At 72.2% G+C, this 18,901-nt stretch carries 20 protein-coding genes; 15 read left to right on the forward strand and 5 right to left on the reverse strand.

The window, feature by feature from the left end; translation table 11 throughout:
* The first annotated feature begins 50 nt into the window (after nucleotides 1-50).
* Together ACRAKJ_RS26785 and ACRAKJ_RS26790 are read left to right on the forward strand one after the other, a co-directional pair.
* Nucleotides 51-2,291 carry a CoA transferase gene (locus tag ACRAKJ_RS26785; protein WP_438926321.1) on the forward strand — a complete coding sequence of 747 codons (2,241 nt, stop codon included), beginning with the start codon at nucleotides 51-53 and terminating at the stop codon, nucleotides 2,289-2,291.
* Between the two features lie 11 nt (nucleotides 2,292-2,302).
* On the forward strand, nucleotides 2,303-3,064 hold the full coding sequence (locus ACRAKJ_RS26790) for an enoyl-CoA hydratase-related protein (protein ID WP_438926322.1): 762 nt from the start codon (nucleotides 2,303-2,305) through the stop codon (nucleotides 3,062-3,064).
* Nucleotides 3,065-3,103: 39 nt separating this feature from the next.
* Here the strand turns inward: ACRAKJ_RS26790 and ACRAKJ_RS26795 are convergent, their stop codons facing one another.
* Nucleotides 3,104-3,439 (reverse strand): indolepyruvate ferredoxin oxidoreductase subunit alpha, encoded by a 336-nt coding sequence (locus ACRAKJ_RS26795; RefSeq protein ID WP_447008706.1) that lies wholly within the window; start codon nucleotides 3,437-3,439, stop codon nucleotides 3,104-3,106.
* Between the two features lie 17 nt (nucleotides 3,440-3,456).
* On the reverse strand, nucleotides 3,457-4,443 hold the full coding sequence (locus tag ACRAKJ_RS26800) for an FAD-dependent oxidoreductase (RefSeq protein ID WP_438922912.1): 987 nt from the start codon (nucleotides 4,441-4,443) through the stop codon (nucleotides 3,457-3,459).
* Between the two features lie 224 nt (nucleotides 4,444-4,667).
* Here ACRAKJ_RS26800 and ACRAKJ_RS26805 point away from each other — a divergent pair, with 224 nt between their 5' ends.
* The 8 genes from ACRAKJ_RS26805 to ACRAKJ_RS26840 all read left to right on the forward strand — a co-directional run bounded on the left by ACRAKJ_RS26805 (nucleotide 4,668) and on the right by ACRAKJ_RS26840 (nucleotide 13,451).
* Nucleotides 4,668-5,891 (forward strand): Rieske 2Fe-2S domain-containing protein, encoded by a 1,224-nt coding sequence (locus tag ACRAKJ_RS26805; RefSeq protein WP_438922911.1) that lies wholly within the window; start codon nucleotides 4,668-4,670, stop codon nucleotides 5,889-5,891.
* Nucleotides 5,891-6,823 (forward strand): DODA-type extradiol aromatic ring-opening family dioxygenase, encoded by a 933-nt coding sequence (locus ACRAKJ_RS26810; protein ID WP_438922910.1) that lies wholly within the window; start codon nucleotides 5,891-5,893, stop codon nucleotides 6,821-6,823. The genes ACRAKJ_RS26805 and ACRAKJ_RS26810 overlap by 1 nt, the downstream gene beginning before the upstream one ends.
* Nucleotides 6,820-8,091 (forward strand): M20/M25/M40 family metallo-hydrolase, encoded by a 1,272-nt coding sequence (locus ACRAKJ_RS26815; protein WP_438922909.1) that lies wholly within the window; start codon nucleotides 6,820-6,822, stop codon nucleotides 8,089-8,091. The genes ACRAKJ_RS26810 and ACRAKJ_RS26815 overlap by 4 nt, the downstream gene beginning before the upstream one ends.
* The gene (locus ACRAKJ_RS26820; RefSeq protein ID WP_438922908.1) at nucleotides 8,088-8,954 is read left to right on the forward strand and encodes an alpha/beta fold hydrolase; all 867 of its coding nucleotides are present in this window, start codon (nucleotides 8,088-8,090) and stop codon (nucleotides 8,952-8,954) included. The genes ACRAKJ_RS26815 and ACRAKJ_RS26820 overlap by 4 nt, the downstream gene beginning before the upstream one ends.
* Nucleotides 8,955-9,060: 106 nt before the next feature.
* The gene (locus tag ACRAKJ_RS26825; protein ID WP_438922907.1) at nucleotides 9,061-9,918 is read left to right on the forward strand and encodes an alpha/beta fold hydrolase; all 858 of its coding nucleotides are present in this window, start codon (nucleotides 9,061-9,063) and stop codon (nucleotides 9,916-9,918) included.
* On the forward strand, nucleotides 9,915-10,868 hold the full coding sequence (locus ACRAKJ_RS26830; protein ID WP_438922906.1) for an alcohol dehydrogenase catalytic domain-containing protein: 954 nt from the start codon (nucleotides 9,915-9,917) through the stop codon (nucleotides 10,866-10,868). The genes ACRAKJ_RS26825 and ACRAKJ_RS26830 overlap by 4 nt, the downstream gene beginning before the upstream one ends.
* 86 nt (nucleotides 10,869-10,954) lie before the next feature.
* Nucleotides 10,955-11,713 (forward strand): IclR family transcriptional regulator domain-containing protein, encoded by a 759-nt coding sequence (locus ACRAKJ_RS26835; protein ID WP_438922905.1) that lies wholly within the window; start codon nucleotides 10,955-10,957, stop codon nucleotides 11,711-11,713.
* A gap of 160 nt (nucleotides 11,714-11,873) precedes the next feature.
* Nucleotides 11,874-13,451, forward strand: coding sequence for a carboxylesterase/lipase family protein (locus ACRAKJ_RS26840; protein WP_447008707.1), 1,578 nt, complete (start codon nucleotides 11,874-11,876; stop codon nucleotides 13,449-13,451).
* A gap of 135 nt (nucleotides 13,452-13,586) precedes the next feature.
* Here the strand turns inward: ACRAKJ_RS26840 and ACRAKJ_RS26845 are convergent, their stop codons facing one another.
* From ACRAKJ_RS26845 to ACRAKJ_RS26855, 3 genes are read right to left on the reverse strand one after another with little or no spacing between them, the layout of a single operon-like run.
* Nucleotides 13,587-14,156: an IS3 family transposase gene (locus tag ACRAKJ_RS26845; RefSeq protein WP_438922903.1), complete on the reverse strand. Its 570-nt coding sequence runs from the start codon at nucleotides 14,154-14,156 to the stop codon at nucleotides 13,587-13,589.
* Between the two features lie 4 nt (nucleotides 14,157-14,160).
* Nucleotides 14,161-14,583, reverse strand: coding sequence for a MaoC/PaaZ C-terminal domain-containing protein (locus ACRAKJ_RS26850; RefSeq protein ID WP_438922902.1), 423 nt, complete (start codon nucleotides 14,581-14,583; stop codon nucleotides 14,161-14,163).
* Nucleotides 14,580-15,047, reverse strand: coding sequence for an FAS1-like dehydratase domain-containing protein (locus tag ACRAKJ_RS26855; protein ID WP_438922901.1), 468 nt, complete (start codon nucleotides 15,045-15,047; stop codon nucleotides 14,580-14,582). Before ACRAKJ_RS26855 ends, ACRAKJ_RS26850 begins: the two co-directional genes overlap by 4 nt.
* Nucleotides 15,048-15,498: 451 nt before the next feature.
* Here ACRAKJ_RS26855 and fabI point away from each other — a divergent pair, with 451 nt between their 5' ends.
* From fabI to ACRAKJ_RS26880, 5 genes are read left to right on the forward strand one after another with little or no spacing between them, the layout of a single operon-like run.
* On the forward strand, nucleotides 15,499-16,281 hold the full coding sequence (fabI, locus tag ACRAKJ_RS26860) for an enoyl-ACP reductase FabI (RefSeq protein WP_438922900.1): 783 nt from the start codon (nucleotides 15,499-15,501) through the stop codon (nucleotides 16,279-16,281).
* A 41-nt stretch (nucleotides 16,282-16,322) separates the two neighbouring features.
* Nucleotides 16,323-16,607: a phosphopantetheine-binding protein gene (locus ACRAKJ_RS26865; RefSeq protein ID WP_438922899.1), complete on the forward strand. Its 285-nt coding sequence runs from the start codon at nucleotides 16,323-16,325 to the stop codon at nucleotides 16,605-16,607.
* A gap of 4 nt (nucleotides 16,608-16,611) precedes the next feature.
* Entirely contained in the window at nucleotides 16,612-16,857 is a 246-nt protein-coding gene (locus tag ACRAKJ_RS26870) for a hypothetical protein (RefSeq protein WP_438922898.1), read from the forward strand.
* A 9-nt stretch (nucleotides 16,858-16,866) separates the two neighbouring features.
* Nucleotides 16,867-18,063 (forward strand): beta-ketoacyl synthase N-terminal-like domain-containing protein, encoded by a 1,197-nt coding sequence (locus ACRAKJ_RS26875; protein WP_438922897.1) that lies wholly within the window; start codon nucleotides 16,867-16,869, stop codon nucleotides 18,061-18,063.
* Nucleotides 18,060-18,848 carry a ketosynthase gene (locus tag ACRAKJ_RS26880; RefSeq protein ID WP_438922896.1) on the forward strand — a complete coding sequence of 263 codons (789 nt, stop codon included), beginning with the start codon at nucleotides 18,060-18,062 and terminating at the stop codon, nucleotides 18,846-18,848. Before ACRAKJ_RS26875 ends, ACRAKJ_RS26880 begins: the two co-directional genes overlap by 4 nt.
* Nucleotides 18,849-18,901: the final 53 nt, after the last annotated feature.

An 18,901-nucleotide genomic window follows, 5' to 3' on the forward strand; every position in this document is an offset into this window, starting at 1 on the left:
CCGCTCCTTACGGTCGGGTGACCTCACCCCGGTCCACCTGGAGGGCAGCGTTGCGCGTACTCGACCTCACCGACGACCTGGCCCGGCAAGGCGCACGACTGCTCGTCGGACTCGGCGCCGACGTGGTGCGCGTCGACCCCGACGAAACGCTGGACGAGGCGGAACACCTCCACTGGCACGCCGGGAAGAAGCTCGTCCGGATCTCCGGTGACGACGACCTCGACGCGCTGGCCCGAGACGCCGACGTCGTCCTGGAGAGCGGCCCGGTCGCGACGCTGCGCGGCCTGCGCGCCGACGGCACCTCGCGCTGGCCGCACGCCGTCCACGTGGTCGTGACCCCGTTCGGGCTGACCGGCCCGCGCCGGGACTGGATCGGCGGCGATCTCGTGCTCGCCTCGGCCGGTGGGATGACCTGGCTGGGCGGGCAGCCCGGCGGCCAGCCCAAACCCCCGCCGCGGGAGCAGGCGTGCCAGGTCGCCGGGGCGCACGGGGCGATCGCGGCCCTGCTGGGCGTCCTGGCCCGGGACCGCGTGGGCACCGGTCAGCTGATCGACGTCTCCGCCCAGGAGGCGGTCGCCGCCACGCTGGAGACCGGCGCGATCTCGTGGATCCACGCCGGTCGGTTCCCGGTCCGCAACGGCGGCGTCTACGAGCACGTGGCGCACCGGATCTTCCCGGCCGCCGACGGGTACGTGGCGGGCGGCTACTCCGGCAGCGACCGCATGTGGACGGGCCTGCTGGCCTGGCTGGCCGAGGAGGGCGAGGCCGGCGAGCTGCTGGACGAGCGGTTCGCCGACCCGGTGGTGCGCTGGGCGGAGCGCCCGCGCGTCGACGCCGTCATCGCCCGGTTCGTCGCGAAGCGGACGGCGCGGGAGGTGACCGAGCAGGGTCGCGAACGGGCCCTGCCGTGGGCCGAGGTGACGCCGCCCGCGGCCTTGGTCCGCAACCCGCAACTCCGCGACCGGCGGTTCTTCGTCTCCATCGACGGCACCGAGGACGCCGGGTTCCCCTGGAACGCGCCGGGCCTGCCCCGACCGGTGGCGCTGTCCCCGCTCACGGAGGGCACGTGGACCGGCCCGGCGCGCGGCCGGCGGGCCACGAGTGGCCGTCCTCCCCTCGACGGCGTGCGGGTGCTGGACCTGACCTGGGTGCTGGCCGGGCCGTACGCGACCAAGGTCCTCGCCGAGCACGGCGCCGACGTGATCAAGGTGGAGTCCCGGCACCGGCACGACCCGACCCGGTTCTCGCCGTCCATGCGGCTGCGGCCGGGCGCGGGCCCGGACGACTCGGGCTACTTCCTGAACTTCAACCGGGGCAAGCGCAGCGTCGCGCTCAACCTGCGCACGCCCGAGGGGCAGGCCGTCCTGCGCGACCTGGCCGCCCGCTGCGACGTCGTCGTGGAGAACTTCAGCCCCGGCGTGCTCGACAAGTGGGGGTTGGACCACGAGTCGCTCCGCGCGCTCAACCCGCGGGCGGTCCTGGTGTCGATGTCCGGCGTCGGGCACACCGGCCCGTGGCGCAGGGCGGTCACCTTCGCCGACACGCTCGCCGCGATGTCCGGGCTGTCCAGCGAGACGCGCGATCCCGGGATGCCACCGCAAGGGCTCGTGTTCGGCCTGGGTGACGTGGTCGCGGCCAACGCGGCGGTGCTGGGCGCACTCGACCTGCTCGTGCGCGGCCACGGCGGGCACGTCGACCTGTCCCAGCTGGAGGCGATGGCCGCCACGATGGGCCCGGCCGTGCTCGACCACGGGCACGACGACCCGCGCACGGCCGCGCACCCGAACCGGTCGCGCCACGCCGTGCCGCACGGCGTCTACCCGGCGGCCGGGGACGACCGGTGGGTCGCCATCACCGCGCTGGACGAGGCCCAGTGGGCGGTGCTGCGGGACCTCGCCGACCTACCCGGTGACGGTGACCTCGCCCGGCGGCGGGCGGCCGAGGACGAGATCGACGGGGCCCTCGCGGCGTGGACGCGTGAGCAGGACGCCGAGCACCTCGCCGCGCGGTTGCAGAGCGCCGGAGTCGCCGCCGCCCTGGTCGCGACCGGCCGCGACCTGGTCGAAGGTGACGAGCACCTGGCCGAACGCGGCTTCTACCAGCCCTTGGACCACCCTGTCGCGGGGACGGTGCTGCACGAGGGCATCGTCGCGCGCCTGACGGCGACACCCGGTGCGCTGACCTCACCCGCTCCCCTGCTGGGCCGGCACACGGACGAGGTACTTCGGGAACTGCTGGACGTCGACGACAACCGCCTGGCGGCCCTGCGCGCCGCCGGGGTCACCGAATGAGAGGAGCGCCGGTGCTGACCGTCACCCAGGACGCGGGTGTGGCCACGATCCGGATCGACCGGCCCCCGGCCAACGCCGTGGACCCGGCCATGATCGCGGAGTTCCAGGAGGTGCTGCCCCCGCTGGCCGAGGACCCGACCGTGCGGTGCCTCGTCGTCACCGGCACCGGGCGGTTCTTCGTCGCCGGCGCCGACATCGCCGTCATGCGGGACCTGTCCGGGGCCAACCAGGCGAGGATGCGCGGGTGGGTCGACGTGCAGCGCCTGCTCGAACGGGCGCCGAAACCGGTGGTCGCGGCCATGAACGGCCACGCCCTGGGCGGCGGCGCGGAGCTGTCGCTGGCCTGTGACCTGCGCATCCTGTCGGCTGCGGCGAGCTTCGGCTTCCCCGAGATCACCCTCGGCCTGTTCCCCGGCGCGGGCGGCAGCCAGCGCCTGCCCCGGCTCGTCGGGCCGCACCGGGCCAAGCGGCTGATGGTGGACGGCACCCGGCTCACCGCGCACCGGGCGTGGGAACTCGGCCTGGTGGACCGGGTGGTCGAGCCCGAGGTCTTCGACGCCGTGGTCGCGGAGGAGGCTCGGTTGCTGGCGGCCAAGCCGACCGCGGCGATCGGGCTGATCAAGCGGGTCGTGGACGAGGGCTACGGGCTGCCGATCGAGGAAGCGCTGCGGCACGAGGAGAAGGGCGTGCTGGAGCTGACCGGCACCGCGGACGCCGCCGAAGGGCTCCAGGCGTTCCTGGACAAGCGCCCGCCGCGGTTCACCGGACGCTGACAGCGCGGGGGCGGCACTCCGGGTGCCGCCCCCGCGCTGTCAGTACTGCGCGACCATGGGGGTGTCCACCCCGATGTCGCCGACCTTGCCCGCGCCGCCGGGGTCGCCCAGCGGCGCGTCCCGGCCGGGCAGGGTCTGGGTGAAGAAGGCGATCGAGTCGGTCACGAACACCGCCTTGCCCTCGTCACCACGTGCCTTGCGGTCCACGAAGATGGCGTCCACCGGGCACTCCGGTTCACAGGCGCCGCACTCGATGCACTCGGTGGTGTTGATGTAGCTCTTGCGCTCGCCGACGTAGATGCAGTCGACGGGGCAGACGTCCAGGCAGGCGCGGTCGGTGACGTCGATGCAGTTCGCGCCGATGACGTAGGCCATGGTTTTCCCTCCGGGGGTCAGGAGTTCTCGGTCGAGTGGCCGGGGAACAGGGACAGCTCCGGGTCCAGGGCGACCGCGGCGTTGTTCACCGCCGTCGCGACCTCGCCGAAGCCGACGGACATCAGGCGCACCTTGCCGTCGTGCTCCGCCACGTCCCCGGCGGCGTAGACGCGGTCCAGGCTGGTGCGCATCCGCGAGTCGACCAGGATCGAACGGCCCCGCAGCCGCATACCCCAGTCGGCGAGGGGGCCGAGGTCGCTGATGAACCCGAGGGCCGCGACGACGCTGTCCACCTCGAACACCCGCGGCGCGTCCTCGCCGCGGACGCGGACGTGCGCCAGCCGCACGGTGTCCTCGCCGACGAGCGCTTCCACCTCGGCGTCGGTGACGACCCGCGTCCCGCCCTCGGTGACGGCCGTGACGTTGGCGGCGTGCGCGCGGAAGGTCGAACGGCGGTGCACGAGGGTGACCGACTTCGCGATCGGTCCCAGTGCCAGCGCCCAGTCCACCGCGCTGTCGCCCCCGCCCACGACGAGCACGTCCTGACCGCTGTGCGCGGCGGGGTCGGTGACGAAGTAGCTCAGGCCCCGGCCGAGGTACTCCTCCCCGGCGGGCAGCTTGCGCGGCGTGAAGGTGCCGATGCCGGCCGTGACGATCACCGCGCCGGCGCGGACGAGCCGGCCGTCGGACAGCGTCACCTCGGGCCGGCCCTCGTCGTCGCGGCCCAGTGCCACGGCCTGGCGGCCCAGCAGGTACTCCGGGCCGTACCGGTCGGCCTGGTCGAGCAGTGCGGCCACGAGGTCGCGGCCCCGCACGCGCGGCAGTCCGGCGACGTCGAGGACCTCCTTCTCCGGGTACAGGGCGGAGATCTGCCCACCGGCCTGGGGTAGCCCGTCGACCACGACGGTGCGCAGCCCGCGGAACCCCGCGCAGTAGGCGCCGTAGAGCCCGGTCGGTCCGGCGCCGACCAGGAGGATGTCGGTGTCGAGCGGTGCAGGGGGCATGGGCCGGCCTCCGTCGGTGCGGTGGTGTCGGGAGTGGACGGACGACGTCCGCGGATCACCGGACCCTAGGGCGGTGTCGCGGTACGAGCGCGGGTCGCGGACCGCTGAGCGGACCGCGGCCCGGATTTCGGATCCGGTCCGGTGAGCGGACCGGAGGCGTTGGCCTGCGGGCACCCGGGTGGTGGACTCGCCGTCAGCTTCGGCACAACGAACTTGGAGCGGCCATGAGCACGCAGAACGGGGAGAAGACCGGCACCCCGCCTCGGCGGACCCGGCGACCGGCGATCCTCCCGGGCCGGCAGGACTGGTCGAGCTGGCCGCACTACCAGGCCGCGGCGGCGGGCTTCCGCGGCTACTGGTACCCGGTCGGCTATTCGTCGCGGTTCACCGGCACGCCGCGGCAGGTCACCCTGCTGGGCCAGAAGATCGTGCTCGTCCGCGACGGCGGCGAGGTCTACGCGCTCAAGGACCGGTGCCCGCACCGCGGCGTGCCGCTGTCCGAGGGCAACCAGCAGTTCCCCGGCACCATTTCCTGCCCGTACCACGGCTGGACGTTCGACCTGAAGACCGGCGACCTCAAGGCCGCGATCACCGACGGCCCCGCCTCACCGATCTGCGGCAAGGTCACCCAGCCCACGTACGCGGTCGAGGAGCGCCTGGGCATGGTGTGGGTCTTCGTCGGCGACGGCGAGCAGGCCCCGCCGATCGACGAGCAGCTGCCCGAGGAACTGGTGGGCAACGCCGCGGTCGTCGGGTCGCGGATCCAGCCGCGCGAGGGCAACTGGCGCTTCGCCTGCGAGAACGGCTACGACGAGGGCCACGCGAAGTACCTGCACCGCACCGCCCTGTGGCGGTTGTTCAAGGCCATGCCGGTGTGGAACGAGACCCGGATCGTCCAGCGCGGCCGGTGGATCTACCGCGTCCAGGACGAGCAGTACTGGACGGCGGACTTCCCCGGCCTGGGCAAGTGGGACAACCAGGCGTGGTTCAAGCTGAGGCCGCCGAAGAAGGTCGGCAACATCGGCAACACCGGCTCGCACCGGCAGGTCAACCCGGTGATCGCGGCGCAGGAGTTCCCCGGCTTCGCCTCGGTGAGCATGCCCGGTGTGCTGCGCATCGTCTACCCGACGTTCATCCACTACGAGTTCTACGTGCCGGTCGACGCCGACAACCACCTCTACGTCGGCGTGATGGCCGATTTCCGGCGCGGGTGGAAGGCGTTGCCCTTCTACGCCAAGTACCTCGGTTTCGTGCGGTGGCTGTTCCACGGCCAGTTCTCCGCGCAGGACAAGTGGATGGTGGAGGTGACCGACGCGCCGCCGGAGAAGCTCTACCGGCCCGACGACTCGCTGCTCAAGTGGCGCAAGCTCGCCGAGGACACCTGCGAGGAACGCGTCGAGCGGCTGGGCGCGCAGGGCGTCGCCGTCCCGGTTCCCGAGGCGGACTGATGGCGCGCGTGGTGCTCGGCGTCGGCGCGTCCCACTCGACGCTGATGAACACCCACTGGGACCAGGTCGTGCACACCGACCGCGCGGAGCGGTTCCGCGACGCGCTGCGCGAAGCGCGGAACGAGATCGCCGCGGCGAAGCCCGACGTCGCGATCATCGTGGGGTCCAACCACTTCCGCGGGTTCTGGCTGGACATGATCCCGTCGTTCACCCTCGGCGTCGGCGAGGTGATCGGCTCGGGTGAGGCGAAGACGCCGTCCGGGCCGCAGAAGACCGCGCCGGGGTTCGCGCAGCGGCTCGCGGAGGAGCTGGTCGAACGGGGCACCGAGGTGGCGATCTCGGCCCGCCTGCAGATCGACCACGGCCAGACCCACGCGATCCAGTACCTCCTCGACGGCGTCGACGTGCCGGTGGTGCCGCTGGTCGTGAACGTCTTCGCCGCCCCGCTCCCCCGCACCGACCGCTGCGCCGAGCTGGGGCGCAACCTGACCGCCGCGGTCGAAGCGCTGCCCGAGGACCTGAAGGTGGTCGTGATCGCCTCCGGCGGCCTGTCGCACCAGCTGCCCTGGCCCGACGACTGGCGCGCCCCCGACGGCGAGGACGAGGAGTTCCTGGTGGAGGCGTGGCTCAACGGCCGCGGCGACTGGGAGCGCTACGACGGCCGCCGCCGCGAGATCATCACCGGTGCCCGGCCGGTGCTGTTCCCCGACTTCGACGAAGCGTTCCTGGCCGACCTCGAACGCGGCGAGCTGGAGAAGTACACCGCACTGACGACCCGGGAGATCGGCGAGGTCGCCGGCAACGGCGGTCAGGAGCTGCGCACCTGGCTCGTCATGGCCGCCGCGCTGGGCTTCGCGCCCGGCCGCGCGCTGGCGTACTCCCCCATGCCGGAGTGGCTGACCGGGATGGGCGTCGCGGTGATCAGGCCGTGACCGCCCTCGACGCGGTGCTGGGGCACATCACCGAGGACCGGCTCCGCGCGGCGGCACGCGCGGTCACGGCCATCCCGAGCCCCACCGGCCGCGAGGCGCCGTTGGCGCGGATGCTCGCCGCCCGGCTGTCGGCCGCGGGTTTCGCCGCGCAGGCGCAGCACCTGGACGAGTTCCAGGCCAACGCCGTGGGCCGGCTGCGCGGGACGGGCGGCGGCGAGGACCTCATGCTCTACGCACCGATCGACACCCTCACCACCGGGCAGCCCGAGCTGGACGTCCCGTGGATCGGGCCGGAGCTGCGCCCGGACATGCTCGCGCAGGCGCGTGACGAGGGGCCGTTCGTCTTCGGTCTGGGCGCGAGCAACCCCAAGGGCCACGCCGCCTGCGTCCTCGTGCTGGCCGAAGCGCTGGGCGCGGCCCGGCCCGACCTGGCCGGTGACGTGGTCGTCGCCTTCGGCGCGGGCGGGATGCCCACCAACGCCGTCGAGGCGCCGGGCTACCCCGCCCGCGCCAACACCGGTCACGGCGTCGGCTGCTCGTTCCTGCTGGAGCGCGGCTGGCACGCCGACCACGCGGTGATCGCCAAGCCGGGTGACTTCATCGCCCACGACGAGGTCGGGCTGTGCTGGTTCGAGATCACCGTGCCCGGCACCCACACCTACGTGGGCAGCCGTCACCGGCTCCCCTACCGCAACCCGATCGTCACCGCCGCCGAGGTGGTGACGCGCCTGGAGCGGTGGCTGGCCGACTACCCGGCCAGGCACCGCACCGCCACCGCCGCACCGCAGGGGGTGATCGGGTCGATCGCCGGCGGCTGGGAGCGGGTGCTCGCGGTCACCCCGGCGGTCTGCCGGATCCGCCTGGACCTGCGGATCGCGCCGGGGGTGACGCCGATGGCCGTCAAACGGGAGCTGGCCGCGTTCCTGGCCGGGTTCGACGACGACCTCGGGCTGGAGATGGTGCTGTCGATCCCCGGCACCCGCACCCCGCCGGACGCGCCGATCGTGCGCACCGCGATCGAGGCGTGGGAAAGCACCCGCGGTCGGCCGCACGAACCCGTGCCGGACAACAGCGGCGCCACGGACGCGAACATCCTGCGCGCCCGCGGCATCCCGACCGTCCGGACCGGCATGCCCAAGGTCACCTCGACCGACTTCGACGTCGACTTCAGCCGCGGCATGAACACCGTCGACGTGCGCGCGATGCGCCGCCTGTGCGAAGTGCTGGCGCGCACCACCCTGTCCATCACCCAGAAGGAAGCAGCATGAGCCCACCACCCGAGAGCCACTACGCCGACGGCGGCGGCGTCACCTACCACTACCACGACCTCGGCTCGGGCCCGGACACCGTGTTCCTGCACGGCGGCGGTCCCGGCTGCACCGGGTGGAGCGACTTCGGTCCGGTGGCGCCGCTGTTCGCCACCGACCGGCGGTGCCTGCTGGTGGACATCCACCAGTACGGCCGCTCCTCGAAGACCCAGATCACCGGGCCGATGTGGGACCACCACGCGGCCAAGACCGTCGCCCTGCTCGACACCCTGGGCGTCGAGCGCGCCGACTTCGTCTGCAACTCCTGGGGCGGCACCATCGCGCTCAACCTCGCCGCCAAGTACCCGGACCGGGTGCGGTCGCTGGTCGTCACGGGCAGCATGCCGGTGTTCCACGGCCCGCTCGCCCCGCTACCCGAAGGTGGCCGCCGCGGTCGCAACGCCCGCGACGCCTACTACGGCGGCGAAGGCCCGACGCGCGAGAAGATGCGCCGCCTGATCACCACCCTGGAGTGGTACGACGGGGACCGGCTGCCCGAGGAGACGCTCGACCTGCGCTACGAGCAGAGCCTCGACCCCGGCGAGCGGGAACTGGCCGCGATGTCGGACTCGCCACGGGGGGAATGGCAGGACCTCACCGCCGAGCTCGGCCTCATCCAGGCCCCGGTGCTGTTCATCTGGGGCATGCAGGACGCGTTCCTCACGCCCGACTACCCGCTGATGCTGGCCCGCATGGTGCCCCGAGGCAACCTGCACGTCATGGACCACGTCTCCCACCACCTGCAGGAAGAGCGCCCCCACGCCTACCACGCGGTGGTCGACGGGTTCTTCCGCTCCTTCGTCCCGGAAGGGGTCGCCGCGTGAAGGCCCTGTTCGCCCTGGCCGCCGCGGCGGCGGCCATCGCCGCCCTGCGCAAGCTCGCGGCCCACAGCAACACCCAAGTGCACCGCATCAACACCGAGGAATCCTCATGAGCATCTGGACCGACCTGAGCCCGATCGCCCACCGCGTCGAGTACGTCGACGCGGCCGGTGTGCCCACCCGAGCGCTGCGCGCGGGCAACCCCGATGCCGACGCCGTGGTCTTCCTGCACGGCACCAGCGGGCACCTGGAGGCGTTCAGCCGCAACATCGCGGCGCACGGCGAGTTCGACGTGCACGCCATCGACATGCTGGGCCACGGCTACACCGGCAAGCCCGCCCGGCCCTACGAGATCGCCGACTACGTCCAGCACCTGCTGGACTACTTCGACGCCGTGGGCATCCGCGCCGCGCACATCGTCGGCGAGTCCCTGGGCGGCTGGGTCGGGGCGCGCGCCGCGATCGACAGCCCGGAGCGGGTGCTGAGCCTGCAACTGCTGTGCGCCGGCGGGACCGTGGCCAACCTCCAGGTCATGGACCGCATCCGCACCAGCACGAAGGCCGCCGTCACCACCGACGACGTCGAGCTGACCCGCAAGCGCCTGCGGCTGCTCATGGCCAGCGCCGAGAACGCCACCGAGGAGCTGGTGGAGGTCCGGCACGCGATCTACCACACGCCGGAATTCGTGGCCAACGTGGACAACCTGCTGTCCTTGCAGGACATGGAGCGGCGCCAGCGCAACCTGCTGCGCCCGGAGCACCTGGCGCGCATCACCCAACCGACGCTGATCGTGTGGGGACGCCAGAACCCGTTCGGCGAGGTCCCGGAAGCCGCCAAGATGCACGAGAACATCCCCGGGTCGCAGCTGGAGCTGTTCGAGGAGTGCGGGCACTGGCCGCAGCACGAGCAGGCCGCCCGCTACAACCCGCTCAGCGTGGAGTTCCTGCGCAAGGCCGCCGCGGCATGAGGGCGGTGCGGTTCCACGCGTGGGGCTCGGCTCCCGTCGTGGACGACGTGCCGGAGCCGGTGCGCGGCGAGGGCGAGGTGCTCGTCGACGTCCAGGCGGCGGCGGTGGCGCACCTGGACACCACCGTCGCGAGCGGGACGTTCGACCTGAAGCCGCCCCTGCCCTACACCGGCGGGGTCGAGGGCGCGGGGGTCGTGGCCGAGTGCGACGCGGACTCCGGCCTCGAACCGGGCTGCCGGGTGATGCTGCGCGGCGCGGGTCTGGGCCTGCTGCGCGGAGGCACCTGGACCGAGCGGGTGAGCGTCCCGGCCAAGGCCGTGACCCGGCTGGACGCCCCGCTGGCCCCGGCGATCGCGGCGACCTTCTTCGTCCCGGCGACGACCGCGTTCGCGGCCCTGCACGACGTGGCCCGGCTCGGCGAGGACGAAGAGGTGATCGTGGTCGGCGCCGCCGGCGCGGTCGGCTCGATGGTCGCGCAGCAGGCACGGCTCGCCGGCGCGAAGGTGACCGGCGTCGTCGGACGCGCGGACCAACTGGCCGACGTGCCCGACGGGGTCACCGGCGTGTGCCTGGACTCGGCCGAGGACGTCGAGCGGCTCGCCGCGGACCGCCCGGCGTCCCTGCTGGTCGACACGCTCGGCGGCGACGGGCTGGTGGCCCGCACCCGTTGGGTCCGACCGGGCGGGCGCGCGGTGGTCATCGGCTACGTGACCGGCGCGGAGGTCCGCGTCGACCTGCCGTCCTGGCTGCTCGACGACGTCGCGCTGCTGCCGGTCAACATGATCCGCCGGGAACGCCGGGCCCGCGAGGTCGCCGGCGACCTGGTGAAGCGGCTGGCCGCGGGTGAACTCCGGGTGGGCGTGCAGGAGTACGCGTTCGCCGACGCGGCGTCGGCCGTCGAGGACCTGAAGGCCGGCCGGGTGCGCGGCCGAGCGGTCCTGATCCCGTAGTCCAGGTCCGGTCGGCGGACCGGTCGCGCCGTGCGAACCGGTTCCGCTGACCGAACCGGCCCGATGTCCGGACTGGCGGTGCTTCCATGACGGCGAACAGCGTCCTCGGCAAGGTCCAGCTCATCCTGGAGGCGTTCGGCCCCGACGACGAGCACCTGAGCCTCACCGAGCTGTCCCGGCGGTCCGGGGTGGCGAAGGCGTCGGTCCACCGCCTGGCGCAGGAACTGCTGGCCTGGGGCGTCCTGGAACGGCGCGGCAGCGACTACTGGCTCGGCATCCGCCTGTTCGAGATCGGCCAGCGGGTACCTCGCCAGCGCATCCTCCGCAACGCCGCCCGCCCGTACATGGAGGACCTCTACCACGCCACGAACGAGACCGTCCACCTCGCCGTCCCCGACGGTCGCGAAGTCCTCTACCTGGAGAAGGTGTCGGGCCACGGCCAGGTGACCAGGCCGTCGCGGGTGGCGGGCCGCATGCCCATGCACTGCACCGCGACCGGCAAGGTCCTGCTCGCCTTCGGTCCCCGGGCACTGGTCGACGAGGTGATCGCCGATCCGCTCGAACGCCTCACACCCCACACGGTGAGCGCGCCGGGACTCCTGTTGAACGAGCTGGCCCAGGCGCGGGCGAACGGCTACGCGGTCGAGTACGAGCAGACCCGCGTCGGGTACGTCAGCGTGGCCATCCCCCTGACCGGCCCGACCGGCCTGACCACCGGCGCGCTGTCCATCACCGCGCCGTTGTTCCGGGCCGACGTCGCCAAGTACACGGGATTGCTGACGATGGTCGGCCACCGGATCACCAGGACGATCAGCGCCCTGCAGTCGCAGTCCTCCGAGCCGTGAGCCGCGGGGGTGATTCCCGATCCGCGGGTCCGGTGACCGAACCGCCTCGTTGTCCCGTGCCCAGCGCCACAACAAGCTGACCGAAAGCAGCTCGCCCTCGGGAGGAACGTTGCGGAGAAAACTCAGATGGCTCGGTGTCGCGGTCACAGCGGTGGTGGCCGTGACGTCCATCGCCACCGGTGGCACGGCCACCGCGGACAGCTCGCGCCTGGACACGCGCTCGCTCCAGGTCCGCACGGAATCCGGTGAGCTCATCGGGAAGACCGACGGCGTGGTGGACTCCTTCCTCGGAATCCCCTACGCCGCTCCCCCCGTGGGAGGTCTCCGGTGGCAACCACCGCAACCGCCGCGGGGGTGGGCGGGAGTACGGCCCGCGACCAACCACGGGCCCACCTGTCCCCAGGCGTACCAACCGCTGGTGACCGAGGACTGCCTCTACGTGAACGTGCACCGCCCGTCGAGGCCGGCCGGCGAACGCCTCCCGGTGCTGTTCTGGATCCACGGTGGCGGGTTCTCGGCCGGCTCCGGCAACGTGGACGCCTCCCTGGTGGCCCGGACCAACAACATCATCGTCGTGTCGATCAACTACCGGCTGGGCGCCTTCGGCTTCCTGAGCCTGCCGGGCCTGAGCCAGGGCGGCGCCGGGAACTACGGCCTCCTCGACCAGGCCGCCGCGCTCCGCTGGGCCAACCGGAACATCGACCGGTTCGGCGGCGACAGCAGGCGCGTGACGATCGCCGGCCACTCCGCCGGCGGCCACTCCGTGTGCTCCCTGCTCGCTTCACCCCTGATCCACGGCTTGATCAACGGGGCGGTCATCGAGAGCGGGGGGTGCCCGAGCCGCACCGTCACCGAGTCCCAGGCGGCCGGCCGGCGCTTCTCCACCGACGCCGGGTGCGGCACGACGAACAACCCCGTGGCCTGCCTGCGCGGGAAGTCCGCGGCCGAGATCCTCAACTCCAGTGCGGGCTTCCGAGGCGGTGTCCTCTCCGGAGCGCTCCCCACGGCGGGCGTCGCCGAACTGCCGGTCGCACCGCTGACCGCCTTGCAGACCGGCAGGTTCGAACGGGTCCCGCTGCTGATCGGCAGCACCCGTGACGAAGTGCGGCCCTGGGCCCTGCCGTTCGCCTACGCGACTCCCGCGCAGTACGAGAAGAGCCTCCAGTACCTGTTCGGCGACCGGGCGGCCGACGTCCTGGAGCAGTACCCGTTGAGCGACTTCCCCTCCCACGAGACGGCGACCTACGCCCTGGGCTCGGTGTGGCTGGACTCCAGTGCCTTCTACGGGCTCGGCGGGTGCGGATACGCACAACTCGCGAAGCAGGTCTCGAAGTACCAACCGAAGACGTACCTGTACAGGTTCGACGCACGGAGCCCCGGTTCCGGGCCGGAGAACCCGAACGCCTTCGACCCCGGTTCCTACCACGGGGTGGACCAGCCCTACCTCTGGCCGACGCCCGACAGCCTCCACGACCGCGACGAGCTCCGCCTCTCGTCCGAGATGGTCCGGTACTGGGGCGCCTTCGTCCGGCGGGGTACGCCGGACACGACGGGCCAGGCCCCGTGGCCGGGCATCTCGAACGACCGCGTGATGATCCTGAAGACCGGTGGCAGCGCGACCGTGTCCTCGGCGGAGTTCTCCGCCACCCACCACTGCGACCTCTGGAACAGCACCAACCACAAGTGGCTCGACCTGGCTCCCGACAAGCTCGCCCGACAGGTCGGGGTTGGGCGGTAGTCACTTCCCGACGGCGCCGGCCGACGAAGTCCCAGGACGCGTCGGCCGGCGATCCGCCGGAGCCACCGACTTCGGTGACCGCACCTCCCGCGGAGAGCGGGAACCTGAGGTTCCCCCGACAACCCGAGGCGGTTGTTACCCGGATCGGATCGGTGATGCCGGGATGGCAGTCGGTTCGGTCTGGGCGGCGTGCCAGGCGGCTTCGTACTCGTCGGGACTGAGCCGGCCGAGGTCCTTCTGGATGCGTTCGGTGTTGTGGAACCCGTCGATACAACGGAACAGTTCGTTCTCGGCCTCGTCGCGGGTGCGCCAGGAGCGGCGGTAGACCAGCTCGATCTTGAGCGTGGAGAAGAAGTTCTCCATCAGGGCGTTGTCGCAGGAGTCGCAGACCGACCCCATCGAGGGCAGGATTCCGTTGTCCACCAACCGTTCCGCGGAGCGGAAGGCCGTGTAGGTCGAGCCGCGGTCGCTGTGGTGGATCAACTGCCCGTCGCGCACGTCGCGGGACCAGATCGCGTACTCCAGGGCGCCGAGCACGAGGTCGGTGTCGCAGCGGTCGCTGGTCTTCCGGCCCACGATCCGGTTGGAGAACGCGTCGCGCACGGCCGCGAGCCAGAAGGCACCCTCGCCGGTGCGGATCCGGGTCGCGTCGCCCCCCACACACAACAACCGGTCCGGCGCGGAGGCGCTGAAGTCCCGGTTCACCCGGTCAGGCCAGTCGCACGACGGCGTGGACCTTGCAGACGGCGGCGTGGGCGACCGTGGCGACGACGGCCACGCGCACGGTGCTGTCGTCGTACTTGTCGCGCACCTTGCCGGACAGCTCGACGGCCGCTCCCGCGTCGTCGTCCGGAACGGCGACCGGGCGGATGAAGCGGCTGGTGAACTCGACGATCGCGCCCGCGTCGCCCGCCCAGTCGGTGATCGCGGTGCCGGTCAGGGCCATGGCGAGCATGCCGTGCGCGATGACGTCGGGCAGGCCGGCCCCGACTGCCACGCGCTCGTTCCAGTGGATCGGGTTGAAGTCCAGCGAGGCCCCGGCGTAGCGGACCAGGTCGGCGCGCCGCAGCCGCACCTGGCGGGCAGGCAGCGCGTCCCCGACCGAGACCGACTCGTGGGTCCTGGCGCTCATGCCCCTCCTCCTGTCGATCCGCCCCCCGGCCGCACGACGAGCAGCGCGGTCGCGGTCAGCACGGGCTCGCCCTCGGTGGTGGTGATCTCGTGGCGCAGGGTCAGGAACCCGCTGCCGAGCCGGGTGGTGATGTCGGTGACCGAGACGGTGTCGTTGACCAGGTCGCCGGCGACCAGGGGCCTGCGGTAGTGGAAGGTCTGCTCACCGTGCACCATGCGGGCGTGGTCGAAGCCGAGGGCGGGGTCGGCGACGAGCGACTCGAAGGCGCCCCGGGTGATGGCGGCCGCGAAGGTGGGCGGCGCGATCACGTCCGCGTACCCCGCGGCCCGGGCGGCGTGCGGGTCCCGGTACACGGGATTCGGGTCGCCGATCGCCCCGGCGAACTCCCGGATCTTCTCCCGGCTGACCAGATAGGGCCGGGTCCGCGGGTAGCTGCGCCCGATGAACGAAGGGTCCAGAGCCATGGCGCCACCCTAGTACGGAGACCCGGCGCGGACGATAATTGAAAAACCAACTTCCCGTTTACCGGTCGCCCGTCCGGGCAGGCGTTTCCCGATTCGGTACGAAAAAGTTTCGAATCGAGCGGCGAGACTATCCCGCAACGGGCGCCCGCGGTCAATCCGAAGGTTCGGACAAGGGACACGAAGGCACTGTGACGATGATCACACTTTTATGAAAAACCGACCGTAATCGCTTGGGCAGTGGCAGGTTCGGCGCCCTGGGGCTATCGGCACGTGCACCGGCGACCCACGTGCACCGGTGATCATTGACGGAAACGGCTGGCGCGCATTAATCACGCGAAGCGCGCCGGAGTTTCCGTGCCGAACTCCCGGGGAGCCGGTCGTACCGGCTTCGAAGCTGGGCAACGGGAGCCGGTGACGGCTCCGAACAGGCTCGGAGATCTGGGGACTCGTCATGGGAATTCTTGACGGAAAACGCGTCCTGGTGACGGGGGTGTTGACCGACACGTCCATCGCCTTCCACATCGCGAAGATCGCGCAGCAGGAGGGCGCGCAGGTCCTGCTGACCGCGTACCCGCGGCCCGGGCTGACCGCGCGCATCGCCAGGCGGCTGCCGTCCGGACCGGACAACGTCCCGCCGGTGCTGGAGCTGGACGTCACCGACGCCGCGCAGCTCCAGTCGCTGGAGGGCCGGCTCCGCGAGCACGTGGACGGCCTGGACGGCGTGGTGCACGCGATCGGGTCCGCGCCACCGGGGGCGCTGGGCGGCAATTTCCTGAGCACTCCCTGGGAGGACGTCGCCGCGGCCGTGCACGCCTCGACGTACTCCCTGAAGTCGCTGACCACGGCGTGTCTGCCACTGCTCGGACCAGGCGGTTCGGTGGTGGGACTGGACTTCGACGCGTCCCGCGCGTGGCCGGCCTACGACTGGATGGGGGTGGCCAAGGCAGGGTTGGAGTCGTGCGCGCGGTACCTGTGCCACTACCTGGGCCCCAAGGCCATCCGGGTCAACCTGGTCGCGGCCGGGCCGCTGGAGACCGTCGCGGCCACCAGCATCCCGGGCTTCCACGAGATCTCCGCCCCGTGGGCCGAGCACGCGCCGCTCGGGTGGGACATCACCGACCCGGTGCCGGCGGCGCGGGCCTGCGTGGCGCTGCTGTCCGACTGGTTCCCGAGCACCACCGGGGAGATCGTCCACGTGGACGGCGGCGTGCACGCCGTGGGCGGCGGGCACTGACCGGACCGGGCACGCGCACACCGAACTGGGAAGAAGAAGACATGCCCCCAAGCAGGGAAGAAATCGCCGACTTCGTCACGTCCGTTCTCGCGAACTTCCTCGAAGGGGAGTTCGACGAGGGGATCGACTGGGCCGCGCCGATCGGCGCAGACGGACTGGGGGTCGAATCCATCGGCATCCTGGAGGTCGTGGTCAACGTCGAACAGGAATACGACTTGAGCATTCCCGACGAGGTCATCGAGAGAATGGCTTCCGGCACGTTCGGCGCGTTGGTGGACGAGGTGGCCGCACTGCACCCGGCGACCGCGGAAGCGAAAGGAGCGTGACCCGGTGATCACCACGGCTGACATCCGCACGATTCTCGTCGAGGGAAGAACGCTGGCCGGCGTCGACGAGCTGGAGGACGACACCGAACTGGTGGTCGACTCCTTCTCACTGGCCTGGTTGCAGCACAGCCTGCGCACCGAGCACGACATCGAACTGGATCTTCGCGAGGTCCGCGCGGAGCACTTCTCGTCGCTCACCCGGATACGGGACTACGTCAACGAACTGGCCGCTTCGACCAGGCAGGGCTGAGGAATCGCGATGACAGCCGACACCGACGTCGTCATCACCGGGATCGGGGTGTTCACCGCGTTCGGCTTCGGCGAGCAGGCGCTCCTCGACGGTGTCTTCACCGGGACGCACGCGTTCGGCCCGGTGCGCCGCTTCGACACCGGGCGGTTCCGCTGCGGTGCGGCGGCCACCTACACCGGCAGCGGTCCCGGCTACCCCGGCATGCCCGACGACGCCACCGCGCCGCTGCGGCAGCGCGACGTCCTGGTGGCCTGCTCGTCGGCCGCGATCGGGATGTCCGGGCTCGCCCCCTCGGCGATCGCCGGCACTCTCGTCGGGAGCCAGGGCGACTACACGCCCATCACCTCCTTCTGGCGCTCCGGCGACGACGGCGACGCGCCGGTCCCCGTCGCGGACAGCCTGCCGAGCCACCTGTCGCACGCCCTGGCGGACGAACTGGGGCTCGGCGGGCTCCGGTCGACGTTCATCAACGCGTGCGTGGCCTCGGCGGACGCCGTCATCCACGCCGCCAGGCTGATCCGCGCCGGGCGGGTGGACGCGCTGCTGTGCGCGGGTGCCTACCTGGTCGAGGAGGAGCTGTTCGCGAAGTTCGACTCGGCCCGCGCGTTCGCCAAGGACGGGCACGTCCGCCCGTTCTCCAAGGACCGCACCGGGCTGCTGCTGGGCGACGGCGTGGCCGCGCTCGTCCTGGAGTCGGGGCGCGGCGCGCGGGCGCGCGGGGCCGAGGTGCTGGCCCGCGTGACGGGGTGGGGCATCACCTCCGACGCCTTCCACGTGAGCCGCCCGCACCCCAGGGGACGGGGCACCGCGGACGCCGTGCGGGCGGCGCTGCGCACCGCACGCCTCGACGCGGACCGCGTCGACTACGTCAACGTCCACGGCACCGGCACGGCGTCGAACGACACCGCGGAGACCGCCGCGCTGCACGACGTGCTGGGCGCCAGGGCGCCGGAGGTCGCGGTCAGCTCCACCAAGAGCACGACGGGGCACCCGCTGGAGGGCGCCGGCGCGGTCGAGGCCGTGATCACGCTGTTGGCGCTGCGGCACGGCATCGTCCCGCCCACGGCGAACTTCACGACGCCGGACCCCCGGTGCGACCTGGACTACGTCACCGACACCCCGCGAGAGGTGCGCATGGACCACGCCGTCTCCCTGAACTCCGCCTTCGGCGGGGTCAACACCGCACTCCTGCTGAGCCGCCCGTGACCACTGCGACGACGATCGGCCACCACCTGGTGGCCGAGGCGTTCCTGTCCCCGTCCGGGCGCGCCCCGGACGGGTCCGCGCACGAGCCGGTGGCGCTGCCCAGGGTGTCCGGCTTCGTGGAGTCGACCTTCAGCCCCCTGGTCCGGGCCGTGGTCGAGCGGTGCGTGGCCGGGGTCACCGGTGGCGAGCCCTTCGGCGACGAAGGGGCCAGGACGGCTCTCGTGCTCGCCACGACCTTCGGCGACGCGGTGACCGCGGACCTGGGCAGCAGGCTGCTGGCGTCCGGCCAGATGCAGAACCCGCTGCTGTTCTACCAATCGGTGCCCACCACGATCCTCGGGGTGGTCGCGCGCGACTTCGGCATCACCGGGCCGACGATGTGCTTCTCCGCGCAGCGGGACCTGCGCGACGAGGCCCTGGACCTGGTGGACGTGCTGCTGAACGACGACGAGGTCGACCAGGTGCTGCTGGTCGCCGTCGACCTCGAAGCCGACGTCCGGGCCCGGCGGGTCGCCGAGGAGCTGGTCGAGCGGGGCACGCGGCTCCCCCTGGCGCGATCCGACACGGCGGTGGCCTTCCTGTTCCGCGGAGCCGCGCCGCCACACGACCGGACACGGTCCGGCGCGGTGGTCGAGGGCGACCCCGGATCGGGGTTCGGCGCGCTGTCCGGCCTGGTGGAGCTCTACCTCGCCGCGCTGACCGCCCGGCGGTCGCCGGAGCGCGGCGCCCTGACCGTCCCGCTGACGACGGCCTGGGGGCCGCGTCGGCTGACGGTGCTGCTGTGAGTCGAGGACCCGGGGAGCTGGAGATCGTGACAGGGCACATCAGGCGCGTCGGA

Source organism: Saccharothrix sp. DSM 118769, from assembly GCF_052936295.1.

Coding starts and splice junctions, on each gene's coding strand:
- ACRAKJ_RS26865 (WP_438922899.1), top strand. CDS start 16,323: ATGCCCCCAAGCAGGGAAGAAATCGCCGACTTCGTCACGTCCGTTCTC.
- ACRAKJ_RS26805 (WP_438922911.1), top strand. CDS start 4,668: ATGAGCACGCAGAACGGGGAGAAGACCGGCACCCCGCCTCGGCGGACC.
- ACRAKJ_RS26830 (WP_438922906.1), top strand. CDS start 9,915: ATGAGGGCGGTGCGGTTCCACGCGTGGGGCTCGGCTCCCGTCGTGGAC.
- ACRAKJ_RS26810 (WP_438922910.1), top strand. CDS start 5,891: ATGGCGCGCGTGGTGCTCGGCGTCGGCGCGTCCCACTCGACGCTGATG.
- ACRAKJ_RS26850 (WP_438922902.1), bottom strand. CDS start 14,583: ATGAGCGCCAGGACCCACGAGTCGGTCTCGGTCGGGGACGCGCTGCCT.
- ACRAKJ_RS26875 (WP_438922897.1), top strand. CDS start 16,867: ATGACAGCCGACACCGACGTCGTCATCACCGGGATCGGGGTGTTCACC.
- ACRAKJ_RS26835 (WP_438922905.1), top strand. CDS start 10,955: ATGACGGCGAACAGCGTCCTCGGCAAGGTCCAGCTCATCCTGGAGGCG.
- ACRAKJ_RS26800 (WP_438922912.1), bottom strand. CDS start 4,443: ATGCCCCCTGCACCGCTCGACACCGACATCCTCCTGGTCGGCGCCGGA.
- ACRAKJ_RS26795 (WP_447008706.1), bottom strand. CDS start 3,439: ATGGCCTACGTCATCGGCGCGAACTGCATCGACGTCACCGACCGCGCC.
- fabI (WP_438922900.1), top strand. CDS start 15,499: ATGGGAATTCTTGACGGAAAACGCGTCCTGGTGACGGGGGTGTTGACC.
- ACRAKJ_RS26855 (WP_438922901.1), bottom strand. CDS start 15,047: ATGGCTCTGGACCCTTCGTTCATCGGGCGCAGCTACCCGCGGACCCGG.
- ACRAKJ_RS26825 (WP_438922907.1), top strand. CDS start 9,061: ATGAGCATCTGGACCGACCTGAGCCCGATCGCCCACCGCGTCGAGTAC.
- ACRAKJ_RS26820 (WP_438922908.1), top strand. CDS start 8,088: ATGAGCCCACCACCCGAGAGCCACTACGCCGACGGCGGCGGCGTCACC.